11 protein-coding genes are annotated in these 12,381 nt (G+C 69.5%); 4 read left to right on the top strand and 7 right to left on the bottom strand.

The features are described from left to right. Positions 1 to 42 precede the first annotated feature (42 nt). The 7 genes from IEZ05_RS07355 to IEZ05_RS07325 form a co-directional block, all read right to left on the bottom strand. Positions 43 to 1,041 (bottom strand): M48 family metalloprotease, encoded by a 999-nt coding sequence (locus IEZ05_RS07355; protein WP_189229165.1) that lies wholly within the window; start codon positions 1,039 to 1,041, stop codon positions 43 to 45. A 43-nt stretch (positions 1,042 to 1,084) separates the two neighbouring features. Further along, complete coding sequence (locus IEZ05_RS07350; RefSeq protein WP_189229164.1) at positions 1,085 to 1,603, bottom strand: Pycsar system effector family protein; 519 nt, start codon at positions 1,601 to 1,603, stop codon at positions 1,085 to 1,087. Beyond that, positions 1,600 to 2,382, bottom strand: a complete 783-nt coding sequence (locus IEZ05_RS07345) for a hypothetical protein (RefSeq protein WP_308426891.1) — start codon at positions 2,380 to 2,382, stop codon at positions 1,600 to 1,602. Before IEZ05_RS07345 ends, IEZ05_RS07350 begins: the two co-directional genes overlap by 4 nt. 265 nt (positions 2,383 to 2,647) lie before the next feature. Next, a complete protein-coding gene (locus IEZ05_RS07340; RefSeq protein WP_189229163.1) occupies positions 2,648 to 4,774 on the bottom strand; it encodes a hypothetical protein in 2,127 nt (708 codons plus the stop codon). 8 nt (positions 4,775 to 4,782) lie between these two features. Beyond that, on the bottom strand, positions 4,783 to 5,505 hold the full coding sequence (locus tag IEZ05_RS07335; RefSeq protein ID WP_189229162.1) for a hypothetical protein: 723 nt from the start codon (positions 5,503 to 5,505) through the stop codon (positions 4,783 to 4,785). Positions 5,506 to 5,616: 111 nt separating this feature from the next. Further along, on the bottom strand, positions 5,617 to 6,333 hold the full coding sequence (locus tag IEZ05_RS07330; RefSeq protein WP_189229161.1) for a Crp/Fnr family transcriptional regulator: 717 nt from the start codon (positions 6,331 to 6,333) through the stop codon (positions 5,617 to 5,619). Between the two features lie 130 nt (positions 6,334 to 6,463). Next, positions 6,464 to 7,816 (bottom strand): glycosyltransferase family 39 protein, encoded by a 1,353-nt coding sequence (locus tag IEZ05_RS07325; protein WP_189229160.1) that lies wholly within the window; start codon positions 7,814 to 7,816, stop codon positions 6,464 to 6,466. Positions 7,817 to 7,966: 150 nt separating this feature from the next. Between IEZ05_RS07325 and IEZ05_RS07320 the strand changes: the two genes are divergently transcribed. From IEZ05_RS07320 to fusA, 4 genes are all read left to right on the top strand, one after another. Further along, a complete protein-coding gene (locus IEZ05_RS07320; RefSeq protein WP_189229234.1) occupies positions 7,967 to 8,959 on the top strand; it encodes a glycosyltransferase family 2 protein in 993 nt (330 codons plus the stop codon). A 320-nt stretch (positions 8,960 to 9,279) separates the two neighbouring features. Beyond that, on the top strand, positions 9,280 to 9,651 hold the full coding sequence (gene rpsL, locus IEZ05_RS07315) for a 30S ribosomal protein S12 (RefSeq protein WP_003948652.1): 372 nt from the start codon (positions 9,280 to 9,282) through the stop codon (positions 9,649 to 9,651). Positions 9,652 to 9,653: 2 nt separating this feature from the next. After that, entirely contained in the window at positions 9,654 to 10,124 is a 471-nt protein-coding gene (gene rpsG, locus IEZ05_RS07310) for a 30S ribosomal protein S7 (RefSeq protein WP_003992340.1), read from the top strand. 39 nt (positions 10,125 to 10,163) lie between these two features. Continuing rightward, positions 10,164 to 12,290 carry an elongation factor G gene (fusA, locus tag IEZ05_RS07305; RefSeq protein WP_189229159.1) on the top strand — a complete coding sequence of 709 codons (2,127 nt, stop codon included), beginning with the start codon at positions 10,164 to 10,166 and terminating at the stop codon, positions 12,288 to 12,290. Positions 12,291 to 12,381: the final 91 nt, after the last annotated feature.

The raw sequence follows: 12,381 nt of genomic DNA, 5'->3' as shown, positions 1-12,381 counted from the left end.
GAAGGGCGGTCACCCCGCGAGGGGTGGCCGCCCTTCGGCGTGTCAGCGCCGACTCGCTTCGCGGGCCCGCAGGTGGTGCAGGCGGGTGTGCACGTCGGGGTGCGAGTGCAGCAATCGCGCGACGAGCCCTTCGTCCTCGACCGGCAGTCCCTGAGCCTCGGCACCGGCCCGTTCCGCCCGTTCCCGCTCGTGCTCGTCGTGCAGCACCGTCATCAGCTCGGCTGCGAAACCGAGCCCCGCAGCGTGCTCGTCGGCCCGAAGCTCGGCGCGCCGGGCGACGGCGGCCGCCAGATACGGCGTGGCCAAGGGCAGGAGGACCAGGCCGTAGGTGGCCGTCGCGAGGGCGAACGCGGTGGCGCCGATCAGTCCGGTCACCAGCGCGGAGGCGCCCACGGGGAGCCGGTCGATCCGGGAGACCAGCGCGAGCAGCAGACGCCACGTGAGCCGGCCCGGCAGCGCGTACCAGACGGCGAGCAGCGAGGCCCAGGCATGACCGCGGGTGTGGTGGCCCAGTTCGTGAGCGAGTACGCCGGCGAGTTGGGCGGACGGCAGGCGCCGGAGCGAGTGGCTGGTGACCCCCACGATGTGGCCCGCCGCGGCCATGGCGTTGACGTCGTCGCTGTCCTCGACCCAGAGCTGGTAGGTACTCGCATCCACCCCGGCGCGGGCGGTGATCTCACGCCAGACGAATCGAAGCTTCCGGTCCTCCTCTACGGTCGGATGGCGCAGCCCGAACAGTCGGCGGGCGAGCAGCCTCTCGCAGGGCTGATGGAAGACGAGGGCGCCGCTGAGCACCCAGCCACCCCAGAGAACCCACCACGGAGGCCCGCTGAGCACCGCCAGGCAGTAGGAGGCCCCGAAGACGACGGCGAGGCTTGCGCAGGCCTGGGGGAGGTGCAGCGCCAGACAGCCGAGAGCGGTGATGTCCGCACCACGCTGACGTGCGGTGATGAGGACCCGGCCGGTGCGGAGAGGGAGTTCGTCGGCGGCCGGGGGTGGTTCCGCCTCCACCTGTTTCTCGGGCTCGGGGATCGAGGGCATGACGGTTCCTTCCGGGGGATCGGCGGTACGGGAGGCGAGCGGCTCATGCGAGGAACAGAGATCCGGACAGCAGGACCGCTGCGGAGCTGAACGCGATCAGCCCCACGCGGATCCAGAAGTGCTTGCGGGCGGCGATGCCGCTCGTCTCGGCGAGGGCGACCAGCAGGCCGTGGGCGGGGTCGCGACCGGTGTCGGCCAGGGCCGCGGCGAGGTGTCCGGACCGGGCGGCCCTTCGCACGTCGCCGAAATAGGTGAGTGGCCGTCCAGGTGCCCAGCGGCTGGTGCGGTAACGGGGCAGGACCGCGAGGAGGGCGGCCAGGAGGGCGGCGAGCAGAAGTGCCGAGCCGGTCCACCACAGCAGCGCGGCCGGCGCCGGGATCCGGGCGGGACTCCAGCGGGCGTTGGCCAGCAGCGCGGTGGGCACACCGGCCGACAGACCCAGCGCCGCCACCAGGACGGCGGCCTTGGCGTCGGCGCGGGTGATCTCGGCGCGCAGGTCGGCGAGCAGATGCGCGCCAGCCCGCAGAAGTGCGGCGTCCGGCTCCGGGGCGGGCGTACTCATGTGCCGGACTCCGGAATGGTGCGGGAGGGTGCCGCCTCCGTTGCCGAGGGCGCGCGATGCGGTGCCAGACGCGGCTGCGGGGACTGTCCGGAGGCGGAGGTGGCCCGCAGGATGGCGGTCATGCGCTCGGCGATCAGTTGATGGGGCTCGTCCAGGTGATGGTCCTCCAGCCGCTTGCTGTCCAGAGCCTGGTCGATCAGATGAAGCTGGGTCTGGACCAGCTCGGCTTGTCCGTCACGGAGGTGACCGAGTACCACTTGAGTGTCTTCGGGGTGCGTCGCCAGGTGCAGAGCGAGTGCGGCGAAGTCTCCCCGGACCACATGCTGCTCGTAGAACTTGATCCTCTCCCCAATCCGCTCCGCCTCGTACGCCTGACGGAGCGCGGACGCCTCGTGCTCCGGCTGTGCCGCCGCGGCCTCGTGCCGGGCGGTACGCAGCCGGGCCTGGTGGTCGCGTTCGGTCTCGTCGCGGCGCAGCCGGACAGAGCAGGACATGCGCAGGCCCTGCTCCTCACCGAGCCACGCGGCACCGTTCACCGCCTGCTGCACGGCCTGTTCGGCTGCAGCGCTCGCTTCGATGCCGTGGCCGCGGCTGGCGGCGCGGAGCACGGGGAGCACCTTTCGGGTGAGGAGCCCCGGCACATCCCGCTCCTGACTCCGGACGAACTGCGCAGGGTTCACGACGCGCCAGGCGATGTCGGCGGTGGCCTCGAACTCGAAACTGTCGACCAGGCTGGGAAGGGGCACGGTGAGCTGGAACGCCTGCGGATCGGTGTCCACCTCATACAGGGCGATGTACCGCCGTACGGACGCGGGTCGGTGGGGTGGTGAGAAGGTCTCGTAGGACCCGTTCCGCGTAACGCAGACCAGTGCGTGGTCGACGCGCCCGCTGAAGCGGTGCCGGCCGAGGCGGAAGCGGGGGAGTTGCCAGACGGTGCGGACGGGATCCTGGATGGCTCGAGCGGGGGAGTGGGGCCGTTGCCGGAACCAGTCGAGGTCCTCGGGCTGTAAGGGGATTTCCATGGGCTGCCTCCGATAAAGGGGCTCAGGCACGGGAAAGGCGTTTCAGCAGCCGGTCAGCGGCCGGGGAGGGGGTCCCCCCGAAGCCGCGTGCCGTGCGCAGCAGGTGAGTGACACGTCGTTGGTTGGCAGAGGTGCCGACCAACGCGTTCAGCAGCGGGACGAGGGCCTCTTCGGACTGTGGGTCGGTGTCGGCTGCGCGTACCCAGCCCCGCAGAATGCCGAGGGCCCGCGTGGTGTGCGTCCGGTCGGACAGCAGGGCCTCCCAGAACAGGGCAAGGTGACGTGCGGTCGTCGTGTCCCCGGCTTCGAGGGCCTGGGCGTACCAGTCGAGGACGAGCGGGCGTCCGCTGTCGCCCTCCTTCGCCTGGGTACAGGCCTGGAAGAAGGCGAGCAGTGCGTACGGGCGGGCCGTGCGGTCCGCGCGGTGGGGGTCGAGCTGTTTGGCCAGCTCGGCCAGCACGGGCTCCCGAACGGCGAGGAGTAACAGTTCCAGAGCATCGGCGAACTGTTTGGTCCCCTCCGACGGCTCCTCTTCCTCAGAGTCCTGGACGTCGAGGGCGGGCGGCTGACGGTGGACCGCGTCCAGAAGCGCGTCCAGGGCTTCCTCGTGATGAACGGGCCCCAGCAGGCCGAAGGCGCGGATGGCCGTCCAGCGCCGGCTCTCCGCCTCGCCTGTGCACCAGTCGTGCAGGATGCGCAGGACGGTCGGCACTCCCAGGAGCTGGGCCATAGTGAGGGCGTTGGCGGCGGCCAGCCAGGAGTAGGGGTCGCGGGCATCCGCCCACGGCTCGATGAGATGGGCCAGGGCGGACGACAGGTCGGAGTGGGCCAGCCGGGCGGCGGCCGAGGCCGCGCGGGTCCGGACCAGGGGGCGCCGGTCCTCGGCGAGCTTGCGGATCCACTCGGCGAGGGCGGGACGGGCGGAGGGGTGGAGGTTCCACACCTCCTCCAGCAGGAGCTCGGCCGTCCGCTTGTCCCGGAATGCGGCGAAGAACTTGCCGACGACAGGCCCCTGTTCGGTGGCCTCCGTACCTATGTAGCCCTCGGCGCGGGCGAGGCGGAGCCGTTCCTCGCGCGAGCTGCCGAAGACAGGGATGTGCGGCGGGACGCCGGGCTTCTCGATCCTGTGCAGTCGCGTGTAGAGCCCGTCGCCGACTTCCGCGGCCACCGCGTACGGCGCCCGGTCGAAGACCGCGAGTGAGATGAGGAAGGCCTGCTCCCGCAGGTCGGGCTCGGGACCGGTGAGCCAGCGGATGATCTGGGTCCGTACGGCGGCCTCGCCGTACGCGGTCAGGTGTTCTTCGTCGGCCTCTCTGCGGTGCAGTGCGACGAGCCGCTGCGCGAATCCCTCGATCTGGCGCGGGCGGTGCTGCTGGGCGAGAAACTCCTTCACCGGAGCGAGCCCGTGCAGTTCCGGCCAGGCGCTCTCCCCGACGACCGCGGTGACATGGGCGTACAGCATGTCTTCCGCTGTCGGCGGCTCCCACCGTACGAACGGGATGTCGCCCAGTGCGGCGGATGGTTCGACGGTGATCACCAGATACGCGTCCCGGCCCTCCAGTTCCTCGCGCAGCGCGAGCAGATGCGGTTGGCGCAGGGGGCGGCTTCGGCTGACGGACAGATCACACAGGACATGACCGGCCCGGGTGTCCAACTGGTCGGACAGGGCCGGAAACGAGGCGGGCGGGACCAGTTCGAGCAGCCGGTCGGTGCCCAGCCGGTGCAGCAGCATCAGAGCGGCCGACCGCCGGCCCGTTTCCCGTCCGCCCGACAGTAGGACGAATCGGTCGGCCCGTAGGCGCGCGAGCGCGACGTCGAAGTCCTCGCTCTCCCGGAAGACACCAGCCAGCGTCTCCACCTCCGCCCGGGGGATCTGCCCGGGGACGGAGAGGGACGCTTCGGTCCGGCCTCCGATGTGGAAGATCTTGTCACCGTAGTGGGTGCCTCCCGACTGGCCGAACTGGTCACCCCCGACCAGGGTGGAGATGAATTCGGGGCCGTGCGCGATCAGGTCCCGGCGCGCGGCCCAGGCCTTCTGGCGCGGCTGTTGCTGTCCGTCGCCCGACTCTTCCTGGTCCTTCTGCTCGCCGTCCTGTGTGACCTCGTCGGCCGGTTTGACCGGGCCGGCCGTAGTCTCTGTCTGGCTCATCGGCGCTCCTATCGTTCACGCCGGGTGAAGTCGAATCGCTGGCCGCCGTGCAGGGTGCCTCCGGTCTGGCCGTACAGGTCGCCATGGACGTGGGTGGCAGTGGGCGACGGGGCAAGCGTGTCCGGAACCGGCGCCGACTCGGAGGCGGCGTCCCGTGCGACCCCGGGCTCTCCGTGCAGCCAAGCCACCGTGGGGCCTTCCTTCGTGTCCACGGTGATGCGGTGGAAGTCGTCCGGGCGGACACCGAGTGGTCCGTGACGGACGACGCCCTGGTAGATGCCGTCGGACACACACAGGACGCTGTGGTCGTCTCGCTCCTTGAGGGCGTCGCGCAGCGGGTCGGAGTCCAGCAGGCGTACGGCGTGATTGAGGTCTGAGCCGACCCAGCCGTCGAGCTCGTCGACGGCGACGTAGCCGGACGAGAGGACGACGCGCAGACGCATCCGGGCGCTGCTGGCGATCAGCCGATTCTTGCTGTGCAGGAGCGCGGGTGTCTCGGTCAGCAGGGTTTTGACCAGGGCTGGTACGGAGGCCTGGACGTCGATGAGTTCCATGACGGAGTCGCCGCGGTCCGCGCGCAGTCGCGCCGACTCGTCGATGCCGGCGGCGAAGAGCGTGGCGTCCACGACCTCGTAGAGGAGCCGCCGCAGGAACGCCTGCTCCACGTCGTCGCGGGAGCCGAACTGCTCGATGTCTAAGAGGAGGATGGTGCGGTACACAGGATCCGTCATGGCTCTGCCCCTCGTGTTTGCTCGGTTAAGCAGCACGATGGCGGACGCACGACTCGCGCCAGAGGCCCGATGACACGGACGGACTGTGACCGGGTGCACAGTACGGAGGAGTCAGGCGTGCTGTTCGCCGATGATGCGACGCAGCACCTCCGGGCGCAGGACGATGATGCGGCGGCGTCGTGTCACGACCACATGGCGGTCCCGCAGTTCTTTGAGGAGCCGGGCGACTGCCTCGCGTGAGGAGCCGACCGATCCGGCGAATTCCTGCTGGCTGAGGCCGATGGTCAGCTCGACACCCTCGTCCGTGCGGGTCCCGTGGGTGCGGACCAGTTCGAGCAGAAGCACCGCCAGGCGCTCGCGCACGGTGAGCGCCGCCCATTCCAGACGTCGGCGATCGGTCGAGCGCTGGCGGTCCGTAGTGAGACTGAGCAGCCGCAGGGCTGCCCGGGGGTTGGCGGTGAGGAAAGTGGTGAAGCGGGCCTGGTCGATGACGACGGCTTCGACGTGATCCAGTGCCGTGACCGTCGCCGAGCGATGACGGCCGCTGAGCGCCGCGCCCTCGCCGACGATGTCTCCCGGGCCACGTAGCGCCAGCAGGGCTTCATAGCCGTTGGCCGCTATGGCCGTCACCTTGGGCCAGCCGTGCAGTAACAAAAGAACGTGGGACGAAGGCTCGTCCTGGTGCAGGATGACGCTGCGTGCTCGATAGCGCAGGGGCCGTCCGATTTGAAGGAGGGCCGCGCGGTCTTCCTTCTCCAGCCGGGCGAGGAAGGGCACGCCGTCGTCGAAGCCGTCGTCCTGCCACGCATGTGCACGTCCCCCGGTCATTCCGCCGCCCCCGCGTCCACCTGTGCCGATGCCGCAATCGCCATGGTCAACGTACGGGAACTGTCGATGAGGGCAACGGGCGGCAATCAGCCGTCGTGGCCGGTCGTGATGCCTTCGGGGGCGGGACGATCTACGGCACGCCCAGTTCGAAGATGACGTAGTGCGCGTACCACCCCGACGCGAGCGCCGCCGTCGTGAAGAACACCGTCAGGCTCGGCAGTTTCAGGCGGCTCAGTGCCGCTGCCGGGGCGAGGAGGAGGGGGAAGACGGGGAGCAGGTAGCGCATCGTGTTGCCGAACATCTGCTGCGTGCCCAGGACCGTGATGATCGACGCCAGGGTGTAGGCGACGAGCACCAGCGGGGGCTTCTTGCGCAGCATCAGGGCGATGAGGAAGGGCAGCGCCAGGACCAGCTGGAGGGAGAGCAGGTCGGGGGTGGAGAACGCGAAGACGTAGTCGTTGCGGCCCACCGCCAGGTTGCGCAGCACGTCCAGGCTGTAGGCGCCGTAGTCGAAGAAGTGCGCCCAGCCCTCGCGCTGGAGGATGAAGTACGCCGAGGGCTCGCCGGTGCTGTAGCCGACCCAGGCGACGTAGAACAGCAGGCCCAGCGGGGCGACGATCATGGCGTACAGCGGGCCCCACACGCCGTGTTCGCGCCGGGTCGCGGGGCGGGCCAGGGTCACCAGCGCGGCGAGTCCCACGGCGCCTATGAGCACCGCGGACGTGGGCCGGTTCAAGCCGGCGATACAGGCCAGCAGTCCGGCCGCGACCCAGCGCCGGGTCATCACGGCGTAGCAGGTCCAGGCGGCGATGGCGACGAACACGGATTCGGAGTACACGGCCCACTCGACGCCCGCGCCGGGCGCCACGGCCCACAGGCCCGCGGCGATGGTGCCCGCCCGTGCCCCGGCGATCAGGCGGACGACGGCGTAGATACCGGCGGCGGCGACGAACGAGGCCAGGACGGAGACCAGGATGCCGGAGCCGTACAGGCCGATTCCGGTGGCTTCCGAGACCATGCGGATCAGGGCCGGGTAGAGCGGGAAGAACGCCACCGAGTTCTGCTGGACGGTGAACAGTCCGTCGGAGTCGAGGCGTACCAGTGAGGGGTGGTAGCCGTGCTCGGCGACCTGGAGGTACCACCAGCCGTCCCAGGTGGCCAGGACGTCCCACCAGTGGGCGCCGCCGCCGAAGCGCGGTTTCTTGTCGTGATAGTCCCCGGCGTACTCCAGCAGGGAGGCGAAGACGGTGAGGCCCACGAGCTTGGTGACGCCGTACAGGGCCAGCGCGGGCAGGTACGGGCGCGCGCCGGCCGGCAGGGTGAGGCGCCGGGTCCAGGCGGGCCGTCGGCCGTCCCAGGCTGCCCGGGCCCGGTCCAGGGGGCCGGTCCCCGTCCGCTGCCCGGCCGTCTCGTGCGCGGCGGACAGCCCGTCCCGTGCGCCGAGGGACGCGTCGGTCGCCGTGTCGTCGGCAGCCGTGTCCATGTCTGTCATCCCCCTCGGTCCGCCCTCAACGAGCAATTGCTGCCATAAGATCGCACAAGAGTCGCACATCTGTGCTCTGTGTCAGGGGTGAGGGGAGGGCCGGTGCCCGAGGAACGGGACGAGCCGATCGTGCTGTCGGTCGTCATACCCATGTACAACGAGGAAGAGGCCCTGCCCGCGCTGGTCAGCAGGCTGCGGCCGGTGCTGACGGAGCTGGACGTCGCCCACGAGGTCGTCGCGGTGGACGACGGCAGCGCCGACCGCACCGCGGAGCTGCTCGCCGCCTTCCAGCTCGGCTGGCCGGAACTCCGCGTGATCGCGCTGCGGCGCAACTCCGGCCACCAGGCGGCCCTCACCGCCGGCCTGGACCGGGCGGCCGGGGCCTACGTGGTGAGTCTGGACGCCGACCTCCAGGACCCGCCGGAGAAGATCCCCGACATGCTGGCGCTGGCCCGCGCCGAGGGCCTGGACATCGTCTACGGAGTCCGGGCGGACCGCAGCAGCGACACCGGCTTCAAGCGCCGGACCGCGGGCGTCTACTACCGGCTCATGCGCCGCCTGGCCGGCCCGTCGGTGCCCGCGCAGGCGGGTGACTTCCGGCTGCTCAGCCGGGCCGCGGTGGACGCGCTGAAGGCCCTGCCGGACCAGCAGCGGGTCTACCGCCTCCTGGTGCCCTGGCTGGGTTTCCCGAGCGGCCAGGTCACCTACCAGCGCGCGCCGCGCACCGCGGGCCGGACGAAGTACCCGCTCGGCCGGATGATCCGCCTCGCGGTGGACAGCGTCACGGGCTTCTCCGCGGCCCCGCTGCGCATCGCCACCTGGCTGGGCGCCGGTGCCTTCCTGGTCTGCCTGGGTCTGCTGGTCTACACGCTGACCGCCTTCGCCCTGGGCCACACGGTGCCCGGCTGGACCTCCCTCTTCACGGGGATCGTGTTCATCGGGGCCGTCCAGCTGGTCTGCGTGGGCCTGCTCGGCGAGTACGTCGGCCGGATCTACACGGCGGTGCAGAACAGGCCCACGTATTTCGTCCGGTACGACACGGCGGCCGCGGAGCCCGAGCCCGGGGCCGCGCGCGTCGGCACTCCGGACTCCGGCACCCCCGCCGGCCGGGGCGGGGCGCGGATTCCGGAGCCGCGGGCCTGAGTCGGTGCGCGGCCCCCGCGCGCCCGGCCGAGCGGCGGGCGCGGACCGGGCGAAAGCGGTGCGAGCCGGGCGCCGGCGTCGGTCTCGCCCATTTGTTTTGACCGCAGCGAATGCGATAGGTACGCTCAGACCTTGTGCCTGGGGTGTGCCCTGGCCTTCGTGCGTGCCTTCAACCGCACCGGGGGCCGTGAGCGGCCACCGCAATCCGCGCCTCTTTCCGTCCTCGCGGCGAGAGTCCGCGGGTTCGACACACCCGACCGCGTGGGTCGGCGACGTACCAGGTTAGCTTCACCATTCGGCACACAGAAACCGGAGAAGTAGTGCCTACGATCCAGCAGCTGGTCCGCAAGGGCCGGCAGGACAAGGTCGAGAAGAACAAGACGCCCGCGCTCGAGGGTTCGCCCCAGCGTCGTGGCGTCTGCACGCGTGTGTTCACGACCACCCCGAAGAAGCCGAACTCGGCCCTGCGTAAGGTCGCGCGTGTGCGTCTGACCAGCGGGATCGAGGTCACTGCTTACATTCCGGGTGAGGGACACAACCTGCAGGAGCACTCCATCGTGCTCGTGCGCGGCGGCCGTGTGAAGGACCTGCCGGGTGTTCGCTACAAGATCATCCGCGGCTCGCTCGACACCCAGGGTGTCAAGAACCGCAAGCAGGCCCGCAGCCGCTACGGCGCCAAGAAGGAGAAGTAAGAATGCCTCGTAAGGGCCCCGCCCCGAAGCGCCCGGTCATCATCGACCCGGTCTACGGTTCTCCTCTGGTGACCTCCCTGATCAACAAGGTGCTGCTGAACGGCAAGCGCTCCACCGCCGAGCGCATCGTCTACGGCGCCATGGAGGGTCTGCGTGAGAAGACGGGCAACGACCCGATCATCACGCTGAAGCGCGCGCTCGAGAACATCAAGCCGACCCTCGAGGTCAAGTCCCGCCGTGTCGGTGGCGCCACCTACCAGGTGCCGATCGAGGTCAAGCCCGGTCGCGCCAACACCCTCGCGCTGCGCTGGCTCGTCGGTTACTCCCGCGCCCGTCGCGAGAAGACCATGACCGAGCGTCTGCTCAACGAGCTCCTCGACGCCTCCAACGGCCTCGGTGCCGCTGTGAAGAAGCGCGAGGACACGCACAAGATGGCCGAGTCCAACAAGGCCTTCGCGCACTACCGCTGGTAGTCGCTACCCACATCGAGACCGAGAGAAGACTGAAGCCTTATGGCTACCACTTCACTTGACCTGGCCAAGGTCCGCAACATCGGGATCATGGCCCACATCGACGCGGGCAAGACGACCACCACCGAGCGGATTCTGTTCTACACCGGTGTGTCGTACAAGATCGGTGAGGTCCACGACGGCGCTGCCACCATGGACTGGATGGAGCAGGAGCAGGAGCGTGGCATCACGATCACGTCTGCTGCGACCACCTGTCACTGGCCGCTCGAGGACAACGACTACACGATCAACATCATCGACACCCCGGGGCACGTCGACTTCACCGTCGAGGTGGAGCGTTCCCTGCGTGTGCTCGACGGTGCCGTGACCGTGTTCGACGGTGTCGCCGGTGTCGAGCCGCAGTCCGAGACGGTGTGGCGTCAGGCCGACCGTTACGGCGTGCCCCGCATCTGCTTCGTCAACAAGCTGGACCGTACCGGCGCCGAGTTCCACCGCTGCGTGGACATGATCTCGGACCGCCTGGGCGCCCAGCCGCTCGTCATGCAGCTCCCGATCGGCGCCGAGGCCGACTTCAAGGGCGTCGTGGACCTGGTCCGCATGAAGGCGCTCGTGTGGTCCGCCGAGGCCGCCAAGGGCGAGATGTACGACGTCGTCGACATCCCCGACACGCACACCGAGGCCGCCGAGGAGTGGCGCGGGAAGCTGGTCGAGGCCGTCGCCGAGAACGACGAAGAGATCATGGAGCTGTTCCTGGAGGGCCAGGAGCCCACCGAGGAGCAGCTGTACGCCGCGATCCGTCGCATCACCATCGCCTCCGGCAAGTCCAGCGACACCACGGTCACCCCGGTGTTCTGCGGCACCGCGTTCAAGAACAAGGGCGTTCAGCCCCTGCTCGACGCGGTCGTGCGCTACCTGCCGACCCCGCTCGACGTCGAGGCCATCGAGGGTCACGACGTCAAGGACCCCGAGGTCGTCGTCAAGCGCAAGCCGTCTGAGGACGAGCCGCTCGCCGCGCTCGCCTTCAAGATCATGAGCGACCCGCACCTCGGCAAGCTCACCTTCGTCCGGGTCTACTCGGGCCGCCTGGAGTCCGGCACCGCGGTGCTGAACTCGGTCAAGGGCAAGAAGGAGCGCATCGGCAAGATCTACCGCATGCACGCCAACAAGCGTGAGGAGATCGACTCGGTGGGCGCCGGCGACATCGTCGCCGTCATGGGCCTGAAGCAGACCACCACCGGTGAGACGCTGTCCGACGACAAGAGCCCGGTGATCCTGGAGTCCATGGACTTCCCGGCGCCGGTCATCCAGGTCGCCATCGAGCCCAAGTCGAAGGGCGACCAGGAGAAGCTGGGCGTCGCGATCCAGCGTCTGGCCGAGGAGGACCCGTCCTTCCAGGTTCACACGAACGAGGAGACGGGCCAGACCATCATCGGTGGTATGGGCGAGCTGCACCTCGAGGTGCTGGTCGACCGTATGCGCCGTGAGTTCAAGGTCGAGGCCAACGTCGGCAAGCCGCAGGTCGCCTACCGTGAGACGATCCGCAAGGCCGTCGAGCGCGTGGACTACACCCACAAGAAGCAGACCGGTGGTACCGGTCAGTTCGCCAAGGTGCAGATCGCGATCGAGCCGATCGAGGGCGGCGACGCCTCGTACGAGTTCGTGAACAAGGTGACCGGTGGCCGCATCCCGAAGGAGTACATCCCTTCGGTGGACGCCGGTGCGCAGGAGGCCATGCAGTTCGGCATCCTGGCCGGCTACGAGATGACGGGCGTCCGCGTCACGCTCATCGACGGTGGCTACCACGAGGTCGACTCCTCCGAGCTCGCGTTCAAGATCGCCGGTTCGCAGGCCTTCAAGGAGGCCGCGCGCAAGGCTTCGCCCGTGCTCCTGGAGCCGATGATGGCCGTCGAGGTCACCACGCCCGAGGACTACATGGGTGAGGTCATCGGCGACATCAACTCCCGCCGTGGCCAGATTCAGGCCATGGAGGAGCGGGCGGGTGCCCGCGTCGTGAAGGGCCTCGTGCCCCTGTCGGAGATGTTCGGCTACGTCGGCGACCTCCGCAGCAAGACGTCGGGTCGCGCAAGCTACTCGATGCAGTTCGACTCCTACGCCGAGGTTCCCCGGAACGTCGCCGAGGAGATCATCGCGAAGGCCAAGGGCGAGTAACGGTCTACTCCGTTTAACGGACCCCGTTCACACGCTTTAGGCTTGACCCCGGAGCCTGCAAGGGTCATTCCGTCGCCAACCCGGCGGAATG

The organism is Streptomyces flaveolus (assembly GCF_014648815.1).
Classification (GTDB): Bacteria; Actinomycetota; Actinomycetes; order Streptomycetales; family Streptomycetaceae; genus Streptomyces; species Streptomyces flaveolus.
The sequence above is the reverse complement of the archived record's forward strand: the minus strand, read 5'-3'. Positions and strand labels throughout refer to the sequence as shown.